This is a genomic window from Streptomyces hyaluromycini (assembly GCF_002217755.1).
In the GTDB taxonomy this organism is placed as follows: domain Bacteria; phylum Actinomycetota; class Actinomycetes; order Streptomycetales; family Streptomycetaceae; genus Streptomyces; species Streptomyces hyaluromycini.
This window is the reverse complement of record NZ_BCFL01000030.1, coordinates 225,589-245,365: the sequence shown is the minus strand read 5'-3', so window position 1 is coordinate 245,365 and position 19,777 is coordinate 225,589. Positions and strand designations below refer to the sequence as shown.

General features: G+C 72.6%; 19 protein-coding genes. 12 read left to right on the top strand and 7 right to left on the bottom strand.

Annotated elements, in window-relative coordinates; all coding sequences use genetic code 11:
* Window positions 1-376 (top strand): flotillin domain-containing protein (locus tag SSP29_RS57360; RefSeq protein ID WP_275539785.1); only part of this gene is annotated, 376 nt, incomplete at its 5' end.
* A gap of 83 nt (window positions 377-459) precedes the next feature.
* Here SSP29_RS57360 and SSP29_RS41425 read toward each other — a convergent pair.
* On the bottom strand, window positions 460-873 hold the full coding sequence (locus SSP29_RS41425) for a MarR family winged helix-turn-helix transcriptional regulator (protein ID WP_089106110.1): 414 nt from the start codon (window positions 871-873) through the stop codon (window positions 460-462).
* A 62-nt stretch (window positions 874-935) separates the two neighbouring features.
* Between SSP29_RS41425 and SSP29_RS41420 the strand changes: the two genes are divergently transcribed.
* Both SSP29_RS41420 and SSP29_RS41415 read left to right on the top strand, forming a co-directional pair.
* Window positions 936-1,736, top strand: a complete 801-nt coding sequence (locus tag SSP29_RS41420) for an alpha/beta fold hydrolase (protein ID WP_089106109.1) — start codon at window positions 936-938, stop codon at window positions 1,734-1,736.
* A gap of 19 nt (window positions 1,737-1,755) precedes the next feature.
* Window positions 1,756-2,205, top strand: a complete 450-nt coding sequence (locus SSP29_RS41415; protein WP_089106108.1) for a type II toxin-antitoxin system PemK/MazF family toxin — start codon at window positions 1,756-1,758, stop codon at window positions 2,203-2,205.
* A gap of 97 nt (window positions 2,206-2,302) precedes the next feature.
* Here SSP29_RS41415 and SSP29_RS41410 read toward each other — a convergent pair whose 3' ends face one another.
* Window positions 2,303-3,124, bottom strand: a complete 822-nt coding sequence (locus SSP29_RS41410; protein ID WP_150135914.1) for a TIGR02452 family protein — start codon at window positions 3,122-3,124, stop codon at window positions 2,303-2,305.
* A 279-nt stretch (window positions 3,125-3,403) separates the two neighbouring features.
* Here SSP29_RS41410 and egtA point away from each other — a divergent pair, with 279 nt between their 5' ends.
* From egtA to egtD, 4 genes are read left to right on the top strand one after another with little or no spacing between them, the layout of a single operon-like run.
* Window positions 3,404-4,732, top strand: coding sequence for an ergothioneine biosynthesis glutamate--cysteine ligase EgtA (gene egtA / locus SSP29_RS41405; protein WP_089106106.1), 1,329 nt, complete (start codon window positions 3,404-3,406; stop codon window positions 4,730-4,732).
* Window positions 4,729-6,054 (top strand): ergothioneine biosynthesis protein EgtB, encoded by a 1,326-nt coding sequence (egtB, locus tag SSP29_RS41400; protein ID WP_089106105.1) that lies wholly within the window; start codon window positions 4,729-4,731, stop codon window positions 6,052-6,054. Before egtA ends, egtB begins: the two co-directional genes overlap by 4 nt.
* Complete coding sequence (gene egtC / locus SSP29_RS41395) at window positions 6,054-6,893, top strand: ergothioneine biosynthesis protein EgtC (RefSeq protein WP_089106104.1); 840 nt, start codon at window positions 6,054-6,056, stop codon at window positions 6,891-6,893. Before egtB ends, egtC begins: the two co-directional genes overlap by 1 nt.
* Window positions 6,890-7,852: an L-histidine N(alpha)-methyltransferase gene (gene egtD / locus SSP29_RS41390; protein WP_089106103.1), complete on the top strand. Its 963-nt coding sequence runs from the start codon at window positions 6,890-6,892 to the stop codon at window positions 7,850-7,852. The genes egtC and egtD overlap by 4 nt, the downstream gene beginning before the upstream one ends.
* 119 nt (window positions 7,853-7,971) lie before the next feature.
* Here egtD and SSP29_RS41385 read toward each other — a convergent pair whose 3' ends face one another.
* Window positions 7,972-9,234 carry an extracellular solute-binding protein gene (locus SSP29_RS41385; RefSeq protein ID WP_245883494.1) on the bottom strand — a complete coding sequence of 421 codons (1,263 nt, stop codon included), beginning with the start codon at window positions 9,232-9,234 and terminating at the stop codon, window positions 7,972-7,974.
* Between the two features lie 196 nt (window positions 9,235-9,430).
* Here SSP29_RS41385 and SSP29_RS57355 point away from each other — a divergent pair, with 196 nt between their 5' ends.
* On the top strand, window positions 9,431-9,646 hold the full coding sequence (locus SSP29_RS57355; RefSeq protein WP_089106102.1) for a dodecin: 216 nt from the start codon (window positions 9,431-9,433) through the stop codon (window positions 9,644-9,646).
* 10 nt (window positions 9,647-9,656) lie between these two features.
* On the opposite strand, the gene SSP29_RS41375 is transcribed toward SSP29_RS57355, so the two are convergent.
* A complete protein-coding gene (locus SSP29_RS41375) occupies window positions 9,657-10,148 on the bottom strand; it encodes a phosphatase domain-containing protein (protein WP_089106101.1) in 492 nt (163 codons plus the stop codon).
* Window positions 10,149-10,222: 74 nt separating this feature from the next.
* Between SSP29_RS41375 and SSP29_RS41370 the strand changes: the two genes are divergently transcribed.
* Entirely contained in the window at window positions 10,223-11,221 is a 999-nt protein-coding gene (locus tag SSP29_RS41370; RefSeq protein ID WP_089106100.1) for an LLM class flavin-dependent oxidoreductase, read from the top strand.
* 9 nt (window positions 11,222-11,230) lie between these two features.
* On the opposite strand, the gene SSP29_RS41365 is transcribed toward SSP29_RS41370, so the two are convergent.
* Window positions 11,231-13,702 carry an ATP-dependent Clp protease ATP-binding subunit gene (locus SSP29_RS41365; RefSeq protein ID WP_089106099.1) on the bottom strand — a complete coding sequence of 824 codons (2,472 nt, stop codon included), beginning with the start codon at window positions 13,700-13,702 and terminating at the stop codon, window positions 11,231-11,233.
* Window positions 13,703-13,915: 213 nt separating this feature from the next.
* Here SSP29_RS41365 and SSP29_RS57350 point away from each other — a divergent pair, with 213 nt between their 5' ends.
* The 3 genes from SSP29_RS57350 to SSP29_RS41350 all read left to right on the top strand — a co-directional run bounded on the left by SSP29_RS57350 (window position 13,916) and on the right by SSP29_RS41350 (window position 17,950).
* Window positions 13,916-14,107 (top strand): antitoxin, encoded by a 192-nt coding sequence (locus tag SSP29_RS57350; protein WP_089106098.1) that lies wholly within the window; start codon window positions 13,916-13,918, stop codon window positions 14,105-14,107.
* A gap of 74 nt (window positions 14,108-14,181) precedes the next feature.
* Window positions 14,182-16,518 (top strand): ATP-binding cassette domain-containing protein, encoded by a 2,337-nt coding sequence (locus SSP29_RS41355; protein WP_089106097.1) that lies wholly within the window; start codon window positions 14,182-14,184, stop codon window positions 16,516-16,518.
* Window positions 16,519-16,561: 43 nt separating this feature from the next.
* The gene (locus tag SSP29_RS41350; protein WP_089106096.1) at window positions 16,562-17,950 is read left to right on the top strand and encodes a DUF3500 domain-containing protein; all 1,389 of its coding nucleotides are present in this window, start codon (window positions 16,562-16,564) and stop codon (window positions 17,948-17,950) included.
* Here SSP29_RS41350 and SSP29_RS41345 read toward each other — a convergent pair.
* Window positions 17,905-18,768, bottom strand: a complete 864-nt coding sequence (locus SSP29_RS41345; protein ID WP_089106095.1) for a lysophospholipid acyltransferase family protein — start codon at window positions 18,766-18,768, stop codon at window positions 17,905-17,907. The two genes, SSP29_RS41350 and SSP29_RS41345, sit on opposite strands and share 46 nt — an antisense overlap.
* A complete protein-coding gene (locus SSP29_RS41340; RefSeq protein WP_245883501.1) occupies window positions 18,768-19,532 on the bottom strand; it encodes a GNAT family N-acetyltransferase in 765 nt (254 codons plus the stop codon). The genes SSP29_RS41345 and SSP29_RS41340 overlap by 1 nt, the downstream gene beginning before the upstream one ends.
* Between the last annotated feature and the right edge of the window lie 245 nt (window positions 19,533-19,777).

The window sequence follows — 19,777 nt, the reverse complement described above, 5'->3', positions numbered from 1 at the left end:
GGCCGAGGCGGCCAAGGCCAAAGGTCTCGCCGAGGCCGCGGCCATCAAGGCCCGTGCGGCCGCGCTCGCCGAGAACCAGGAGGCGGTCGTCGCCCAGCAACTCGCCGAGAACTGGCCGGAGATCGTCAGGGCCGGCGCCTCCGCCTTCGGCAACGTCGACAACATGGTGCTGCTCAACGGCGCCGACGGCATGGCCGAGCTGTTCGCGAAGGCGCTCACGATGGGCGGCACCGGACTGGGGCTGGCCCGCCAGCTCCTTGCCTCGATGAACCAGAACGGTCAGACACCGGGCGGGACTTCACCGGCTCTCAACGGGGTCACGGAGCCGAAGACCCAGAAGGTGCCGGTGGAGCAGGACGGCGAGCAGCACCCGTAAAGGACGAGTGACAGCCGTAGAAGGCGAGTGACAGCCGAAGAGCAGGGGTCCCCGCCGGCCGCGCCGGGGGGGCACCCCTGTGGTCATTCCTGCGCGTTGAGCCGCCGCAGCAGCTCCAGCAGCGTCGCCCGCTCCGCCGCCGACAGCCCTGCGAAGCAGTCGGCGAGCACCTCGCCAGCGACCCCGTGCCCTGCCGCCAGCACCCGCTCCCCGTCGGGCGTCAGATGGTGCTCGATGCGCCGCCCGCGGCCCGGCCGCCGTTCCACCAGGCCCTGCGCGGCCAGCCGGCCGACCAGCGTGCCGAAGGCCTGCTCGCTCTGGAAGGTGGCCGCGGCCAGCTCGCGCGCCGAGGCGCCCGGCGACCGGTCGATGGCCCGCAGCGCGTCCCACTGCGCGAGGGTGGTGCCGACGGCCGAGAGCGCGCTGTCCATCGCCCTGTGCTGGCGGTACTGGGCCTGTTTCACCGCTCTTCCGAGAACTTGCAGGTCATCGTGCATGGCTCCACTGTAGCCGATGACTAAGCTTGTTTATATAAACATGCTTAGTTAGAGTGAGCGGCATGACGACGAATCGCATCGCCCAGGTGTACCCCGACCTCTCCGTCTCGCTGACCGAGGCCGGTTCCGGCCGCCCGGTGCTCGTGCTCCACGGAGGCGGCGGCCCCGCCACGGTCGCCGGCCTCGCCGCCCGCCTCGCCGGGTCGGCCCACACCATCACCCCGGTCCACCCCGGCTGGGACGGCACACCCCGCCCCGACTGGCTGACCAGCGTCGACGACCTCGCCGTCGCGTACCTCCACCTGCTCCAGGACGCCGAGTTGAGCGACGTCCTGGTCATCGGCTCCTCCCTGGGCGGCCAACTCGCCGCCGAGATGGCCGTACGCGACACGGCGGGGACGGTCACCGGCGTGGTCCTGGTCAACGCGGTCGGCGCGGACATCGAGGGCGAACAGGTCACCGACTTCTTCGCGCTGGATCCGCGCGCCCAGGCCGAGCACTCCTGGCACGACCCGGACCGCTTCTACGTCGACCCGGCCACCCTGCCCGCAGCCGAACTCGCCCGCCGCCAGGCCAACATGGCGACCATGCGGCTGCTCACCGACGGCGGCCGGATGACCGACCCGAAGCTGCTGCCCCGGCTGGGGCGGGTGCGGCAGCCCACGCTGGTGATCTGGGGCGAGAGCGACCGTATCGTCACGCCCGCGTACGGAGCCGCCTACGCGAAGGCCTTCCCGCAGGGCCGGTTCGCGCCGATCCCCGAGGCCGGACACCTTCCGCACATCGAACGCCCGGAGGTCACCGCCGAGTTGATCGAGGCCGAGCTGCACCGCACCGCCACCCCGCCGGTCCTCGCAGGGTGAGGCCCCTTAGGGTGCCCTCGTGACTGCGTATATCGACGACGAGAACATCCCCGGCCGGTACGGCCCCACCGCGACCGCCGAGGCCGACCCGCACGAGGTCGGCAAGGTGCGCACCGAGTACTCCCCCGCCCACGACGGCGACCCCGACCCCGGTGAGATCGTGTGGACCTGGGTGCCCTTCGAGGAGAACGACGGGCGGGGCAAGGACCGGCCGGTGCTGGTCGTCGCCCGGGAGGCGGCCGGCACCCTGCTCGCCGTCCAGCTGTCCAGCAAGCGGCACGACAACGACCGCGAGTGGGTGGCGATCGGCAGCGGGCCGTGGGACCGCTCCGGGCGCGACTCCTGGGTGGACGTGGACCGCGTACTGCGGCTGCACGAGGACGGCATGCGCCGCGAGGCCTGCGCACTCGACCGGGGCCGCTTCAACCTCGTACGCAACCGGCTGCACGAGCGGTACGGCTGGAAGTGAGCCGGGCGCTCCGCTGGTTGCGCGGTTCGTTCACCGCGGGCCGGTGGGGGCTGGTCGCGCCCACGCGGCGGTAGCCGCATATCGGATACGGCCCCGCTTAGGCGCCGGCGGTCCGGAACGCCTCGGTGAAGGCGGTTCGGGTGGTCGATCCCGGCGTGCGGTCCAGGATCCCGAACACCGCGTGTTCGAAGGTCCGCGCGAACCGTCCGCCGGGGCCCAGCAGGCCCCGGAAGGCGCCCGCGACCTGTGCGGGGTCGTTCTGGAACACCCCGCAGCCCCAGGCGCCGAGGACCAGCCGCCGGTAGCCGTGCGCCGCGGCGACCTCCAGCACCCGTTCGGCCCGTACGGCGAGGGCGCCCGGCAGCTCGCCGGCCCGCTCCGGGGCCGTACGGCGGATCACGCCGGCGTTGGGCGCGGCGGCCGTGAGGAACCCGGCGCGGTAGGGCTCGGCGAGGAGGCGGCCGCGGTCGTCGCGGAAGACCGGGACGGCCGGGGAGTGGATCGCCCGGTCCGTGTAGAAGGGGTCGCGGTGGGCGCGGTGGTGGTCGTAGTACTCGGCGGCCTCGCGCACACACGTGTAAAGCGCGGAGGCGCGGCACAGGGCCTCCTCCTGCGCCTGGGCGCCGTTCAGGTAGCCGCCGCCCGGATTGCGGGCCGAGGCGAAGTTCAGGACGGCCACCGGGGTGTCGGCGAGGCGGCGGGCGGCCTCCAGGCTGCTCTCGCCGGTGACCTCGAAGACGGTGTCCAGGTCCGGGGCGGACGGGACCGGCACCGGCTCCGGGCCGTACAGCCGCGTCCCGGCCCGTGCGGCGGCGATGCCGGCCGCCAGGACGACCTCCCGGCCGTCGGGCGTGCGGTAGCTCCCCGCCGCCACGATCTGTTCGGTCTGCTGAGCGACACCACGCAGGCGCGCGCTCATGGCGCCACCCCCGTGGGCGCCATGACCGCGGCCCGCGCGGCCTCCCCCGTCGTGCTCATGCACGCATCCTGGGCGATGCTGGTGGTGCCGTGCAACGGAGTTTCCATGGCCCGAAACAGTCGGAAACTCGCAAGGAAGCAGAGGTTACCGATCTAGAACGTCCCCATAGGTGCCCTTGTGCGAATGGACGCGACGGTCTTGGGTGGAACGGACGATGCCGCCCCGGACGCTTCCACGGCCGGGGCGGTGGCATGGTGGAATCTTCAGGAGGATCCCTACATGTCCGACTCGATATCCGACGACGGCGACTGTACCGACAGGTCCGTTAAGACCGACTTCTCGGACGACCGCACCGCTGTCACCGAGGCCGAGGTGGAGGCCCTGGTCAAGGGCATCTGCTTCAAGACCGGTCCGCCCCGCACGCTCGGGGTGGAAGTGGAATGGCTGGTCCACGAGCTGCGCCGGCCGCAGCTCCCCGTAACACCCGAACGGCTCGAAGCGGCCTATGCCGCACTGCGCACGGTGCCCCTGGGGTCGGCGCTCACCGTCGAACCCGGCGGCCAGCTGGAGCTCAGCTCGCCGCCCGCCGCCTCCCTCACGGAGTGCATCGGCACCGTCTCCGCCGACCTGGACGCCGTCCGCAAGGTCCTCGCCGAACAGGACCTCGGACTCGTGGGCGTCGGTCACGATCCCTGGCATTCACCCCGCCGCTTCCTGCGCGAACCGCGCTACGACGCGATGGAGAGCTGCCTGGACCGTACCGGCACGGCGGGCCGCCACATGATGTGCTCCTCGGCCTCCGTACAGGTCTGCCTGGACGCCGGCCACGAGGAGCCCGGACCGCTGGGCTACACCCGGCGCTGGTGGCTGGCCCATCAGCTGGGCCCGGTGCTGGTGGCGGCGTTCGCGAACTCCCCACTGGTCGGCCAGCGGCCCACCGGCTGGCTCTCCACCCGGCAGCTGCTGTGGATGGAGATCGGCGCGGGCCGTGCGGGCGCGCCCCCGCTGGACGGCGACCCGCGCACCGCCTGGGCCCGGCATGTGCTCGACGCACCGGTGATGTGCGTACGGCGGGACGGCGGCCCCTGGGAGGTTCCCGAGGGCCTGACCTTCCGGGCCTGGACCCGGTCGGGAGCGCCCACCGGCGCGGATCTGGCGTACCACCTCACCACGCTGTTCCCGCCGGTCAGGCCGCGCGGTCATCTGGAGCTGCGGATGATCGACGCACAGCCCGGCGACGACGGCTGGATCGTGCCGCTGGCGGTGACGGCGGCGCTGTTCGACGACTCGCAGGCCGCCGAGACCGCGTACCGGACGGTGAAACCGCTGACCGAGCGCGCGGGACCGCAGCCCGCCCCGAACAACCCGCTGTGGATCGACGCGGCCCGGACCGGGCTCCGCGACCCGGAGCTGCACGAGGCCGCCGTCGGCTGCTTCACGGCGGCCCTTGAGGCCCTGCCGAGGCTCGGCGCCACCTCCGAGGTCGTGGACGCCGTGGCGGCGTACCGGGACCGGTACGTCCTGCGGGGCCGCTGCCCGGCCGACGACCTGCTGGACCGACTCCGCGGCACGGCCGCTCGCGCCCATGGGAAGGACATCAGCGCATGACCGAGACCGACGTCGACATCGATATCGAGACCCTGCGGGACCGGGCGCTGAAGTCCCTGACCACGGCCCGCGACCGCACCACGCTGCTGACCAGCTGCGTGGAGGGCCCCGACCTCACCGCCCAGCACTCCCCGCTGATGTCCCCGCTGGTCTGGGACCTGGCGCACATCGGCAACCAGGAGGAGCTCTGGCTGCTGCGCAACGTCGGCGGCCGGGAGGCGATGCGCCCCGAGATCGACAGTCTCTACGACGCTTTCGAGCATCCGCGGTCCGAGCGGCCCTCGCTGCCGCTGCTGCCGCCCGCCGAGGCCCGGCAGTACGCGGCGGAGGTGCGCGGCCGGGCGCTGGACCTGCTGGACAGCGCGGCGTTCAGCGGTACCCGGCTGACCGAGGCGGGGTTCGCCTTCGGGATGATCGCGCAGCACGAACAGCAGCACGACGAGACGATGCTGATCACCCATCAGCTCCGCAAGGGCCCCCAGGCCCTGACCGCCCCGGACCCCGCCCCGGCGCCGCCGTTCACCGGCCCGGCCGAAGTCCTGGTCCCCGGCGGCCCGTTCACCATGGGCACCTCCACCGAGCCCTGGGCGCTGGACAACGAACGCCCCGCGCACCGGCGGGAGGTGGCGCCCTTCTGGATCGACACCACTCCGGTGACCAACGGCCGGTACCTGGAGTTCATCGAGGACGGCGGTTACGAGAACGAACGCTGGTGGACCCCGGAGGGCTGGGCGCACATCCGGCAGCACGCCATCACCGCTCCGCACTTCTGGCACCGGGAGGGCGGCCAGTGGCTGCGCCGCCGGTTCGGGGTCACGGAGGTCGTGCCGCCCGAGGAGCCGGTGCTGCACGTCTGCTGGTACGAGGCGGACGCCTTCGCCCGCTGGGCCGGGCGCCGGCTGCCCACCGAGGCCGAGTGGGAGAAGGCCGCCCGGCACCACCCCGGCGAGAGCCGGTCCCGGCGCTACCCGTGGGGCGACGCCGACCCGGCGCCGAACCACGCCAACCTGGGCCAGCGGCACCTGCGCCCGGCCCCGGCGGGCAGCTATCCGGAGGGCGAGTCCCCGCTGGGCGTACGGCAGTTGATCGGCGACGTGTGGGAGTGGACGGCCAGCGACTTCCTGCCCTACCCCGGCTTCACCGCCTTCCCGTACAAGGAGTACTCGGAGGTGTTCTTCGGCCCCGAGTACAAGGTGCTGCGCGGCGGTTCGTTCGCCGTGGACCAGGTGGCCTGCCGGGGGACGTTCCGCAACTGGGACTACCCGATCCGGCGGCAGATCTTCTCCGGCTTCCGCACCGCACGCTCGGCGGAGACCGCCTGATGTGCCGCCATCTGGCCTGTCTGGGACCCGAGGAGCCGCTCGGCCGGCTCCTCGTGGAGCCCGAGCACTCCCTCTACCGGCAGTCGTGGGCACCCCGGCGGCAGCGGTACGGGACGGTCAACGCGGACGGTTTCGGGGTGGGCTGGTACGCCCCGGCGGATCCGCAGCCGGCCCGCTACCGGCGGGCCGGGCCGATCTGGGCCGACCAGTCCTTCGCCGACCTGGCCCGGGTCGTCCGCACCGGCGCGCTGCTGGCCGCCGTACGGGACGCGACCCTGGCGGGCGCGGACGCGGAGGCCGCGGCGGCGCCGTTCGCCGCGGGCCGCTGGCTGTTCAGCCACAACGGGGCGATCCCCGGCTGGCCGCGGTCCGTGGCCTCCCTCGTCCCGCTGGTGCCCCCGGCCGACCTGCTGTCGATGGAGGCACGCACCGACTCGGCGTTCGTCTGGGCGCTGGCCCTCAACCGGCTGCGGTCGGGCACGGCACCGGGCCCAGCCCTCGCCGAAACGGTTCGGCAGGTGGCCGGGGCCGCCCCGGACGCCCGGCTGAACCTCCTGCTCACCGACGGCGAGACCATCGCCGCCACCACCTGGGGCGACAGCCTCTTCTACCTCTCGGAACCCGGCCACCGCACCGTCGTCGCCTCCGAGCCGTACGACGACGACCCGCGCTGGCGGGAGGTCCCCGACCGCACACTGCTCACCGCGAGCCGCGCAGGAGTCGCACTCGGCCCCGTCGAGAACGCGGTCGAGAAACCGGTCGAGGACCCGGCACCCTCCCCCACCCCCGGCTCGGTCCGGGCGGGGGCGCCCACATTCCCGAAGGAGCCCTGTACGTGAGTCCCTTCCGTGTCACCCGCACCCTTCCCGAGGACGCGACGGACGCCGCGCTGCGCGCCGATGTCCTGACCGGCCTCACCGCCACCCCCAAGACGCTGCCGCCGAAGTGGTTCTACGACGCCCGGGGCAGCGAGCTGTTCGAGCAGATCACCGAGCTGCCCGAGTACTACCCGACCCGGGCCGAGCGGGAGATCCTGCACACCCGGTCCGGCGAGATCGCCGCGGCCTGCGGCGCCCGCACCCTGGTGGAGCTGGGCTCGGGCTCCTCCGAGAAGACCCGCCTGCTCATCGACGCGCTCACCGGTCTCGAGGTGTACGTCCCGGTCGACGTCAGCGAGAGCGCGCTGACGCAGGCCGGCCAGGCGCTCGTCGCGGAGCGGCCGGGGCTGACCGTGCACGCGCTGATCGCCGACTTCACCGCCCGGCTGGAGCTGCCCGCGACGCCGGGGCCGCGGCTGGTGGCGTTCCTCGGCGGCACGATCGGCAACCTGCTGCCCGCCGAGCGGGCCGGGTTCCTGGCCTCGGTGCGCGGGCTGCTCGCGCCCGGCGACGCGCTGCTGCTCGGTACCGACCTGGTCAAGGACGAGGAGGTGCTGGTCCGGGCGTACGACGACGCGGCCGGGGTGACGGCCGAGTTCAACAAGAACGTCCTCGCCGTGGTCGACCGGGAGCTGGGCGCCGACTTCGACCCGGACACCTTCGACCACGTCGCTCTGTGGGACGCCGAGAACGAGTGGATCGAGATGCGGTTGCGCTCCCGGGTCGCGCAGACCGTGAAGGTGCCCGCGCTCGATCTGGCCGTGGACTTCACGGCGGGCGAGGAGCTGCACACCGAGGTGTCGGCGAAGTTCCGGCGGGACGGCGTGACCGCCGAACTGGCCACCGCGGGCCTTGAACTGACCGACTGGTGGACCGACTCACAGGGCCGCTTCGCGCTCTCCCTGAGCTTCGCCCGCTGAGCGCTCCGCCGGAGGTGCCGCGCCATGTCGTCGGTCGTCTGCGGCGCCGTCGTGGCTGGTCGCGCCCACGCGGCGGTAGCCGCACATGCAATACAGCCCCGCGCCCCTTCGGGGGCGCCTCACCCGAAGTCCGGCGCGAGTAGTTCGGTGATCCGCCGGGAGGCGCGGCGGGCCTCGGTCGCGGGGTCCGCTCCGCCGAGCACCTTGGTCATGTAGCCCTTGATCGGGTTGTCGGCCTCGACGGCCGGCCAGTCCGGGGTGTGGGGGGTCGCCCTGCCGCGCGCGGCGCCCGCCGCCATGGCGGCGACCCCCTCCTCCTCGGCCACCGCGCCCGCCAGCGTGGTCTTGTTGGGCACGTAGTTCATGGTGCGGGCCAGTTCGGTGTCCCACTTGGCGCCGGCCAGCGCGCCGACGACGGCGGTCGCGTCGTAGGGCCGGTCGGTGTTCCGCGGTATGACGAGGTCGGACCCGCCGGTGAAGACGGCGCCGGGGTGGTCCGCGGTGAGTCCCGGCACCGGGAAGTAGCCGATCTGGTCCTTGAGTTCGGGGTTCTCCTGCACGACGGACTGGGCCAGGCCGGGCACCGCCACGATCTGCGCCACCTGCCCGCCCGCGAACACCTGCGCCTGGGGCGGGTGTTCCTCGTCGGCGTCGACGGGTCCCCTGCCCAGGGCCTGGAGTTGCCGGTAGAAGTCCATCCCGCGCAGCGCGGCCGGGCTGTCGAGGGTGCCCTTCCAGCCGGCGTCCGTCTCCTGGGCGAGGTCGCCGCCCTCGTCCCAGATGAACCCGGAGAGGGTGTACCAGTCCTGTCCGGCGAGGTAGATCCCTTGGTTCCCCCGGGAGTTGAGCTTCTCGGTGTCGGCCAGCCACTCCTCGCGGGTCTTCGGCGGGGAGGTGATCCCGGCCTTCCTGAACAGGTCCTTGCGGTAGATGACGACCCGGTTGGCGGCGTACCAGGGGATGCCGTACTGCTGGGAGTCGTCCCGGCCGGGCTCGGCGAGGCCGGGCAGCCAGTGCTCCTTGCCCCAGTCGCGCATCGACTCCAGGGTGAGGTCGGTGAGCCGGCCGCCCTCGACGTACTGCGGGACCTGGGTGTTGCCGACCTCGATGACGTCGGGCGCGTCGGCGGAGTCGCTCTTCAGGGCCGTCTGCACCTTGTCCACGATGCCGGTCCACTCCTGGATGCGGATGTCCAGGCGGATGTCCTTGTGGGTGTGCTCGAAGTCGTCGGTGAACCGACGCAGGAAGTCCGCGGAGGCGCTGTTGCGCATCAGCCACACCGTGACCGTGTGCCGCGCGCCCCCTCCGCCCGGCAGGACTCCACAGGCGCTCAGCAGGGCGGCGGACACACAGACGAGGGCGAGCGGGCGGAGATGTCTCACGGGGGGTCCTGTTCTGTCTGGCGGACAGCCGAAGGGGCCCGACGTGGGGGAACGAGCACCGGGGGCTCGTGCGGGTGTACGGGATTTTGGTATGGACCAATACGGAGGGTCAAGAGCCGGCTGCGTCCCGGAACCGACGCCTCGCGCTCCGCTTCCGGATGCGGCACCGTGGAGGGACGACGAGAGGAGCTTCCCGATGCCGAACCACACCTACCGGGTCACCGAGATCGTCGGCACCTCGCACGAGGGCATCGACCAGGCCATCCGCAACGGTGTCGCACGCGCCAACCAGACCCTGCGCAACCTCGACTGGTTCGAGGTGACGCAGGTCAGGGGCCAGATCGAGAATGGGCAGATCGAGCACTACCAGGTGGGCCTGAAGGTGGGCTTCCGCATCGACGACGAGGGCTGACGGCCTGCCGTCAGGTCCGCCCCTCACCCTCCTGGGCCTGCTCCAGCGCCGCCGAGCGGTCGGCCCAGCGGGCCCGCACGACGGTGAACCCGGCCCGTTCGGCGGCGTCGCACACCAGCTCGTCGTCGTCGACCAGGACGCGCACCTCCCGCCGTTCGGCGAGCCGGTGCAGGATCTCCAGCTTGGTGTGGCGGGCGGGCCTGCGGTCGGCGTTGCGCCGCATGTGCACGCGTCCCTCGGGCAGCCCGTGGGCGGCGAGCCAGTCCAGCGTGTCGCGCCGGCAGCGCTCGGGCCGCCCGGTCAGATAGACGAGCTCGCATTCCTCTGCGGTCGCCATGGCCAGCGCGATCCCCTCGGCGATCGGCGGATCGTGCGGTGCCGCCGCGAAGAACGCGTCCCAGTCCCTCGGCCTGCGCTCCAGGAACCGCTGCCGGTGCGCGGTGTCGGCGAGCGTGTTGTCGATGTCGAACACGGCGATCGGACGCTTGCTGCTCTCTGTCACGCGGCAACCCTAGAACGGGGAGGGACCGCGTGTGACGGCGGGAATCCTGGGGCCGCCCGGCTGTTGAACCCCTTGTGAACGCAACCATCGCCCGGACCCGGTTCTCCGTCCTCGACCGCTCCCGCACCCGGGAGGGGCACGCGCCCGGCGAGGCGCTGCGGGACACCGTGGCGCTGGCGCGGGAGGTGGAGACGCTCGGCTATCACCGCTTCTGGGTGTCGGAGCACCACGGGGTGCCCGGGGTCGCGGGTTCGGCGCCGACCGTGCTGGCCGCCGCCGTGGCCGCCGCCACCCGCGGCATCCGGGTCGGGACGGGCGGGGTCATGCTGCCCAACCACCGGCCGCTGGTCGTGGCCGAGCAGTTCGGGGTGCTGGAGTCGCTGTATCCGGGGCGGATCGACATGGGGCTGGGCCGGTCGGTGGGCTTCACCGACGGCGTGCGCAGGGCGCTGGGACGGGACAAGGACGACGCCGAGGACTTCGCGGCGCAGCTCGGCGAGTTGCTCGGCTGGTTCGAGGGCACCTCGCCGACGGGGGTGCGGGCCCGCCCGGCGGAGGGGCTGCGCGTGCCGCCGTTCGTGCTGGCGATGGGCGAGGGCGCGGACATCGCGGCCCGGGCCGGGCTGCCGATGGTCATCGGCGACCTGCGGAACCGCGAGAAGATGCGGCGCGGCATCGGCCACTACCGCGACCGCTTCCGCCCCTCCCCCTGGGCCGCCGAGCCGTACGTGGTGATCTCCGGGACGATCGCCGTCGCCGGGACCCCGGAGGCGGCGCACCGGCTGCTCGTCCCGGAGGCCTGGTCGATGGCGTACTCCCGCACCCACGGCACGTTCCCGCCGCTGCCCCCGGCCGAGGCCGCCGAGGCCCGGACGATGACCGCGAAGGAACGCGGCTTCTACGAGTCCGCTCTCACCGGGCACATCGCCGGCACCGAGGACCGGGTCGCGCACGAGCTGGAGACGGTCCTGAAGGAGACCGCCGCCGACGAGGTGCTGGTCACCACGAGTACCTACGACCGCACGGCCCTGCTGGACTCGTACCGGCGGCTGGCCGGGATCGTGACCTCCTGACCGGACCGGTCAGACCGTGGCCGGCTTGTCGGACCTGATCACGATCTCGCCGTTCGCCGCGTCCACCACCGCCCGTTCGCCCGCCACCAGCTGTCCGGACAGCAGCAGGTCGGCGAGGCGGTCGTCGACCTCGCGCTGGATGGTGCGGCGCAGCGGGCGGGCGCCGAAGTCGGGCTCGTGGCCGAGGTTGGCGAGCAACTCCGCGGCCGTGTCGGTGACTTCGAGACTGACGTCCTGGGCGTGCAGCCGGCGCCGGGTGTGTTCCAGCAACAGGTCGACGATCTCGCGCAGTTGGGTGCGGTCCAGGCCGCGGAAGACGATGATCTCGTCGATGCGGTTCAGGAACTCCGGCCGGAAGTGCTGCTGGAGGGCCGGCATCACGGCCTCGCGGACCTTGGTGTAGTCCTCCGTGCCCGCGGCCAGGATGCGGTCGGCGCCGATGTTCGACGTCATGATGACGACGGTGTTCTTGAAGTCGACGGTACGGCCCTGGGCGTCGGTGAGGCGGCCGTCGTCCAGCAGCTGGAGCAGGGTGTTGAAGACGTCCGGGTGCGCCTTCTCCACCTCGTCGAGGAGCAGCACGGCGTACGGCTGCCTGCGCACCGCCTCGGTGAGCTGGCCGGCCTCCTCGTGGCCGACGTATCCGGGCGGGGCGCCGACCAGCCGGGAGACCGTGTGGCGTTCCTGGAACTCGCTCATGTCGAGACGGATCATGCGGGTCTCGTCCCCGAAGAGGGCGGCGGCCAGGGCGCGGGCCAGTTCGGTCTTGCCGACGCCGGTCGGGCCGAGGAAGAGGAAGCTGCCGACGGGGCGGTTGGGGTCGCTCATGCCGGCGCGGGCGCGGCGGACCGCGCGGGCGACGGCGGTGATCGCCTCGTCCTGGCCGACGACCCGCTCGTGCAGGTGCTCCTCCAGCTTCATCAGCCGTTCCCGCTCCTCCTCGGTGAGCTCGGCGACCGGGATGCCGGTGGTGCGGGAGACGACCTCGGCGATGTCCTCGGCGGTGACCTTGGGAGCCTGTTCCTCGGCGCTGCCCGCCTGCTCCAGCTCGCCCTCGGTCGCCTTGATGCGGTCGCGGAGCTCCTTGGCCCGCTCGTACTCCTCGTCGGCGACGGCCTGGTCCTTCTCCCGGTTCAGGGCGGCGATCCGGTCCTCGATGTCCCGGGTGTCGGTGGGCGGGGTCTTCGAGCGCAGCCGTACCCGCGCGGCCGCCTGGTCCATCAGGTCGATCGCCTTGTCGGGCAGGAACCGGGAGGTGATGTACCGGTCGGACAGCTCGGCGGCCGCCACCACCGCCTCGTCGGTGATGCGGACCTGGTGGTGGGCCTCGTAGCGGTCGCGCAGGCCGCGCAGGATCTCGATGGTGTCGTCGACGGTGGGCTCGCCGACCAGGATGGGTGCGAACCGGCGCTCCAGGGCCGCGTCCTTCTCGATGTGCTTGCGGTACTCGTCCACCGTGGTCGCGCCGATCAGGTGCAACTCACCGCGGGCGAGGGCCGGTTTCAGGATGTTGCCCGCGTCCAGGGACCCGTCGCCGCCTCCGCCCGCGCCCACCACGGTGTGCAACTCGTCCAGGAACAGCACGAGTTCGTCGCTGTGCTCGCGGACCTCGTCGAGCAGCTTCTTCAGCCGCTCCTCGAACTCGCCCCGGTACTTGGTGCCGGCGACCATCCCGGCCAGGTCCAGGGAGACCAGCCGCTTGCCCTCCAGTGTCTTGGGCACGTCCCCGGAGACGATCCGCTGCGCGATGCCCTCGACGATGGCGGTCTTGCCGACCCCCGGGTCGCCGATCAGCACCGGGTTGTTCTTGCTGCGCCGGGAGAGCACCTCGATGGTCTGCTCGACCTCCTCGTCCCGCCCGATCACCGGGTCCAGGCGACCGGCCCGGGCGTCCTCGGTGAGATCACGGCCGTACTCGTCGACGGTCGGCGTGGTGCTGGGCTTCCTGCGCTCCGCCGCGCCCTCGGCCGGCATCCGGGTCGGCTCCCAGCCGCTGTCGCCGAGTGCCCGCCCGGCCGCCGACTCCGGGTTCGCGGCGAGCGCGCGCAGCAGGTGCTCGGGGCCGATGTAGGAGGCGCCCTCGGCGCGGGAGATCTGGTACGCGTCGAGCAGGGCGCGCTTGGCGGCCGGGGTGAGCGTGGTGGGCTCGGTCTTCTCGCCGCCGCCGTGGCCCGCGGTGAGCCGCTCGCGGAGCTGGTCGGGGTCCGCGCCCGCCTCGGCGAGCAGCCGCCGGGTGGAGTCGTGGGTGGTGGCGGCGGCCAGCAGATGCCGGGCGTCCAGCTCCTCGCTGCCCTCGACGGCGGCGAGGTCACGGGCCTCGGCGACCAGCTCCCGGGCTCGCTCGGACAGCAGGCTGCCGATGTCGACGCGCTGCGGGCGGCGGGCCGGGGTACCCGGTCCGGATCCGCCGAAGAAGCGGGACATCAGCTCGTCGAACTCCTCGAAGGGACTGCGTCCGAATCCGAAACCGGGAGTGGTCATGGGGCCGGGCCTTTCTGCGGACGGCTGTGCGGGCGGCTCTGCGGGGCGGCTGCGCGAGAGCCTCTCGGGAGGCCTCCGCGATCGGCGGAATTCCGCGTCTTCCAAGCTCGCACAGGCTCGCCGGGCCCGCACGGGGACGTCCGCCGAGATGCGGACGGCGCCCCGGCCGGTGACGCTGGGGGATGGAAGCCGCAACCAGCGAGGAGGGCTGCCATGTCCATGCTGGACAAGCTCAAGGGGATGCTCAAGGGCCACGAGGACCAGGCCAAAAAGGGCGTCGAAAAGGGCGGCGACATGATCGACCAGCGGACCGGCAACAAGTACCAGTCCCAGGTCGACGCGGCCCAGAAGCAGGCCGACGACTACATCGAGCGGGAGCGGAGGCAGGGCAACCCTCCGCAGTAGCGAACGGCCGCGCGGGCTAGGATCGCGGGGTTTGTCCCTGCCCCGCGAGCCGCCCGTCACGGAGTGTCCGCCCGATGCACAGCCCCCACGACCCGTACGTCCGCGTCCGCGGCGCCCGTGAGCACAACCTCAAGGGTGTCGACGTGGACATCCCCCGGGACGTGCTGGCCGTCTTCAGCGGGGTGTCCGGATCGGGCAAGTCGTCGCTGGCGTTCGGCACCATCTACGCCGAGGCCCAGCGGCGCTACTTCGAGTCGGTCGCCCCGTACGCGCGCCGTCTGATCCACCAGGTCGGGGCGCCCAAGGTCGCGGAGATCAGCGGGCTGCCGCCGGCGGTCTCGCTGCAGCAGCGCCGCTCGGCCCCCACCTCCCGCTCCTCGGTCGGCACGGTCACCAGCCTCTCCAACTCCCTGCGCATGCTGTTCTCGCGCGCCGGGGACTACCCGCCGGGCGCCGAGCGGCTGGATTCCGACGCGTTCTCCCCCAACACGGCGGCGGGCGCCTGCCCCGAGTGCCACGGCCTGGGCCGGGTGCACCGGACGACCGAGGAGTCCCTGGTCCCGGACCCGTCGCTGTCCATCCGCGAGGGCGCGATCGCGGCCTGGCCGGGCGCCTGGCAGGGCAAGAACCTGCGGGACATCCTGGACGCACTGGGCCATGACGTGGACCGGCCGTGGCGGGAACTGCCCGCCGGGCAGCGGGAGTGGATCCTCTTCACGGACGACCAGCCGGTGGTCACCGTGCACCCGGTCCGCGACGCCGACCGCATCCAACGGCCGTACCAGGGCACCTACATGAGCGCCCGCCGGTACGTGCTGAAGACCTTCTCGGACTCCCGGAGCCCGGCCCTGCGGGCGAAGGCGGAGCGGTTCCTGACCAGCGCGCCCTGTCCGGTGTGCGGCGGCAGCAGGCTCCGGCCGGAGGCCCTCGCCGTGACATTCGCCGGCCGGACGATCGCGGAACTCGTCGCGCTGCCGCTGACGGAGCTGGACCGGCTCCTGGGCGGCCGGGGCGGGTCGGAGACCGTGCGGGTCCTCACCGCGGACCTCGCCGCCCGCATCGCCCCCGTCGTCGAGCTGGGTCTCGGCTATCTCAGCCTCGACCGGGCGACGCCCACCCTCTCTGCGGGCGAGCTCCAACGCCTCCGCCTGGCCACCCAGTTGCGCTCCGGGCTGTTCGGTGTCGTCTACGTCCTGGACGAGCCGTCGGCCGGGCTGCACCCGGCGGACACCGAGGCGCTGCTCACGGTGCTGGAGCGGCTGAAGGCGGCCGGGAACTCGGTGTTCGTGGTGGAGCACCACCTGGACGTGGTGCGGGGCGCCGACTGGCTGGTGGACGTGGGCCCGCGGGCCGGTGAGCACGGCGGCGAGGTGCTGCACAGCGGACCGGTGGCGGAGCTGGAAGGGGTCGCGGAGTCGGCCACCGCCCGCTACCTGTTCGCACGGGAGTCGAAGCTGGGACGTCAACTCCGCTCTCCCACGGGTTGGTTGCAGGTCGGTCCGATCACCCGGCACAACCTGCGCGCGGTCACCGCCGAGTTCCCGCTCGGGGTCCTCACCGCCGTGACGGGCGTGTCCGGTTCCGGCAAGTCGACGCTGATCGGCGAGATCACCGAGGAGCCGGCCGGGGTCGGCCGTCTGGTCTCGGTCGACCAGAAGCCGATCGGCCGCACTCCGCGGTCCAACCTGGCCACCTACACCGGCCTGTTCGACGTCGTACGGAAGGTGTTCGCGGCCACCGGGCAGGCGCGGGAGCGCGGTTACGGCGTCGGACGGTTCTCCTTCAACGTGGCCGGAGGCCGGTGCGAGACCTGCCAGGGCGAGGGGTTCGTCAGCGTGGAGCTGCTGTTCCTGCCGAGCGCCTACGCGCCCTGCCCGGACTGCGGCGGGGCGCGCTACAACCCGGAGACGCTCGAAGTGACGTACCGGGGGCGGAACATCGCCGAGGTGCTGGATCTGACCGTGGAGGGCGCGGCGGAGTTCTTCGCGGACACCCCGGCCGTCGCGCGCAGCCTGGTCACACTCCTTGACGTGGGCCTCGGCTATCTGCGGCTCGGGCAGCCCGCCACGGAGTTGTCCGGCGGCGAGGCCCAGCGCATCAAGCTGGCCGGTGAGTTGCAGCGCGGGCGGCGCGGCCACACCCTCTACCTCCTCGACGAGCCGACGACGGGACTGCATCCGGCCGATGTCGAGGTGCTGATGCGGCAGTTGCACGGGCTGGTCGACGCCGGGCACACGGTCGTGGTGGTCGAGCACGACATGGCGGTCGTGGCCGACGCAGACTGGGTGATCGACCTGGGGCCGTGCGGCGGGGACCGGGGCGGCCGGATCGTCGCGGCGGGCCCACCGGCCGAGGTCGCCCGGGCCGAGGGCAGCGTCACCGCGCCCTATCTGTCCCGTTCCCTCACCTGAGGGCCTTCAGGAATGCTTCAGGTTGCCCCGGAACCTTGGGCGCATGCACGGACACCACCCCCGCACCCCCGAAGCCGAGCGCAGCCGCCGCTGGTTCATGAACAAGGCGCTGCTCGCCGGCGGTGCCGCCGCGCTGGCGACCATGACCGGCTGCTCCAACGGCTCGTCGAACGCGTCGAGTTCGCCCTCCGGGGCGCCGAGCGGCGGCATGCCCTCAGGCGGCCCCGGCGGAGCCGGCGGCATGGGCCCCGGCCAGACCGAGGTCAAGTACAAGGACTTCACGGGTCTCACCACGGACGGCAAGGTCGTCGACGACCTGTACTCGATCCACTCCACGGACGTCTCCACGGACAAGGTCGTCAAGGCCGCGCAGGCGTTCCTCGACGGCCTCGGCGCGAAGGAGCGCACGTCCTGCACCTTCGACGTGGCCGACGACGAGTGGCTGGCCTGGAGCAACGTCGACGGCTACGAGCGCAAGGGCGTCCGGATGGGTGACATCACGGACAAGAAGCGGGAGCTGGGCTACGCACTGCTCGGTGCCGCGCTGTCCGCGAAGGGCCTCACCCAGACCCGCAACATCATGAAGCTCAACCAGTTCCTGGGCGACTACAACGGCGGCAACCGGGACACCCTGACCGAGGGCGCCTACTTCTTCACCTTCATGGGCACCCCGTCGACCAGCAAGCCGTGGGGTTTCCAGTACGAGGGCCACCACGTGGCGATCAACTACTTCGTACTCGGCGACCAGGTCGTGATGACGCCGACCTTCATGGGCTCCGAGCCGACGTCGGCCACCTACAACGGCGAGAAGATCACCCTCTTCAAGCCGGAGACCAAGGCCGGTCTGGCGCTGCTGCGCTCCCTCACCTCGGCCCAGCGTGCCAAGGTGATCGACTCCAAGGTGAGCAAGTCCGGCACCGACATGAAGGCGGGCGCCGGCTCCGACAACCTGACCCTCGCCTACCAGGGCCTGCCCGGCTCCGAGCTCACCTCCGCCCAGCGGGACAAGCTCCTCGACCTGGTCCGCGTGTACGTCGGTTACATGGACGACGGCCATGCCGGGGTGAAGATGACGGAGGTGGAGAAGCACCTGGACCAGACGTACTTCTACTGGCTGGGCGCGACCAAGGACACCTCGGCCTTCTACTACCGGGTGCACAGCCCGGTCGTCCTCATCGAGTACGACGCCCAGTCCCCGCTCGCCTACGGGACGAAGACCGGCACCGGCGGCGGCCGGCCCTCGGGGCAGCCCACCGGCCAGATGACCGGGCAGCCCACCGGCGGTATGCCCTCCGGCGGGCCGGGCGGCGGTGGCATGGGCGGCCCCGACGGCACGCCCACCCAGCAGCACATCCACACCATCATCCGCACGCCCAACGGCGGCGACTACGGGGTCGACCTGCTCAAGCTCCACTTGGAGACCGACCACTGAGAAGCCCGCTCGGGGCTCACCAGAGCCGCGTGCGTCCAGGCCGGCTCGTGGGTCACCGGCTGGGCGGCGCGGGCGAGGGTACGACGGTCCGCGTGACTGCCGGCCGGTATCAGCGGACGTATGTCCACCTCGGCCACCAGTCCGCGGGTCGTCACCACTCGCCAGAGGGAGGCCAGCAGCGTGTCCTCGCCTACATAGGCGGGCACGGTGCTGGCCGCTCCCGCTTCCAGCCGGTAGTGCAGCCGCACCGGCTGGACGGGCGCGCCGGCGTCCAGTGCGGCCTGGAACACGGCCCGCCTGAAGCGCCCCTGGGCCCGGCCGCACCAGGTGCTGCCCTCCGGGAAGGCGACCACCGCGGCCCCCTCCCGCAGCGCCCCCGCGATCCGGCCGACGGTGTCCGGCAGGGCGCGCAGCCGGTCCCGGTCGATGAACAGCGCCCCGGCCCCGGCCACCAGCGCGCCGGCCACCGGCCACTCGCGGATCTCCTGCTTGGCGAGCATCCGCGCCGGCCGTACGGCGGCCAGCAGCGGGATGTCCATCCAGGAGATGTGGTTGGCGACGAGGAGCACCCCGCCGGTGCTCGGGGCACTGCCGGTGATCCGGACCTGGACCCCGGCGGCGCGGACGAGCGTCCGGGAGAACCGCCGCACCCACTCGGCGGGGATCCGCCCGCCGACCGGCAGCAGCGCGATGGCGACGAGCATCAGGGCCACGACCGCGGTGAACCGCAGCACGGCCCGGGGCAGGGCCGTGAGCGACCCCGCGCGCTCCACGCAGGCGCCCGGAGTGCAGGGCGCGCTGGGCAGCCAGACGCTCATCAGGCCGGGACGAGCGAGAGGAAGTGCCGCAGATAGCGCGCGTTGACCCGGCGCATCGACAGCAGCACGTACATGTCGGCGACCCCGAAGTCCGGGTCGTGCGCGGGCTCCCCGCACACCCAGGCGCCGAGGCGGAGGTAGCCGCGCAGCAGGGCGGGCAGTTCGGTGCGTCCCTCGGGGGCCGGGCCACTGGGCACCCAGGGCCGCAGCGGCCGTACCCGGAACTCCTCCGGCGCGAGGTGCTTGGCCTGGACCCGGTCCCAGGTGGCGGCGGCGAGGGCACCGCCGTCAGCGAGCGGGACGGAGCAGCAGCCGGCCAGCCACTCGTGGCCGCGGTCCACCATGTACCGGGCTATGCCGGCCCAGATCAGGCCGATCACGGCGCCGTCGCGGTGGGCGGGGTGCACGCAGGAGCGGCCGACCTCGACCAGGCCGGAGCGGATCCCGGCCAGCGGGCCGAGGTCGAACTCGCCCTCGGAGTACAGGCGACCGGCGACCGCGGCACGCTCCGGCGGCAGCAGCCGGTAGGTGCCGACGACCTCGCCGGTGAGGGCCTCGCGGATGAGCAGGTGGTCGCAGTACGCGTCGAAGGCGTCCACGTCCAGACCCGGCTCCGGCCCGTCGAGCCGGGCGCCCATCTCTCCGGCGAACACCTGGTAGCGCAGCCGCTGTGCGGCCCGGACGTCGTCCTCGTCACGGGCGAGCTGCACCAGATAGCCGGAGTCCCCGGGCGGGGCGGCGAGAGCGGGGGGTGAGGCGGGCATGGCGGTCATGGAGGTCTCCTGCGCCGAGCGGAAGCTGAGGAAATCTGCACCTGCTTTCTTCCGTGGCAGGCTGGACTCGGCGTGACGTGCGCGGGACCCGTGGATGTGGGACTGCTGAATGCCGGGGGTCGCAGGGCGTACGGTCACTGAGAGACGCGCCGGAGTAACGCTACCGTGGTCCGACGGCCACCCTGAAACGCGAGACGGGGCCGGAGAGCACCACCCCCGACCCCGCCCGTCCGCAC

Excerpts from the sequence above, each read along its gene's own strand:
- SSP29_RS41365 (WP_089106099.1), bottom strand. The coding sequence starts at position 13,702 with ATGACCACTCCCGGTTTCGGATTCGGACGCAGTCCCTTCGAGGAGTTC.
- SSP29_RS41340 (WP_245883501.1), bottom strand. The coding sequence starts at position 19,532 with ATGCCCGCCTCACCCCCCGCTCTCGCCGCCCCGCCCGGGGACTCCGGC.
- SSP29_RS41345 (WP_089106095.1), bottom strand. The coding sequence starts at position 18,768 with ATGAGCGTCTGGCTGCCCAGCGCGCCCTGCACTCCGGGCGCCTGCGTG.
- egtA (WP_089106106.1), top strand. The coding sequence starts at position 3,404 with ATGTCCGACTCGATATCCGACGACGGCGACTGTACCGACAGGTCCGTT.
- SSP29_RS57355 (WP_089106102.1), top strand. The coding sequence starts at position 9,431 with ATGCCGAACCACACCTACCGGGTCACCGAGATCGTCGGCACCTCGCAC.
- SSP29_RS41355 (WP_089106097.1), top strand. The coding sequence starts at position 14,182 with ATGCACAGCCCCCACGACCCGTACGTCCGCGTCCGCGGCGCCCGTGAG.
- SSP29_RS41425 (WP_089106110.1), bottom strand. The coding sequence starts at position 873 with ATGCACGATGACCTGCAAGTTCTCGGAAGAGCGGTGAAACAGGCCCAG.
- SSP29_RS41420 (WP_089106109.1), top strand. The coding sequence starts at position 936 with ATGACGACGAATCGCATCGCCCAGGTGTACCCCGACCTCTCCGTCTCG.
- egtB (WP_089106105.1), top strand. The coding sequence starts at position 4,729 with ATGACCGAGACCGACGTCGACATCGATATCGAGACCCTGCGGGACCGG.
- egtC (WP_089106104.1), top strand. The coding sequence starts at position 6,054 with ATGTGCCGCCATCTGGCCTGTCTGGGACCCGAGGAGCCGCTCGGCCGG.
- SSP29_RS41410 (WP_150135914.1), bottom strand. The coding sequence starts at position 3,124 with ATGAGCGCGCGCCTGCGTGGTGTCGCTCAGCAGACCGAACAGATCGTG.
- SSP29_RS57350 (WP_089106098.1), top strand. The coding sequence starts at position 13,916 with ATGTCCATGCTGGACAAGCTCAAGGGGATGCTCAAGGGCCACGAGGAC.
- SSP29_RS41350 (WP_089106096.1), top strand. The coding sequence starts at position 16,562 with ATGCACGGACACCACCCCCGCACCCCCGAAGCCGAGCGCAGCCGCCGC.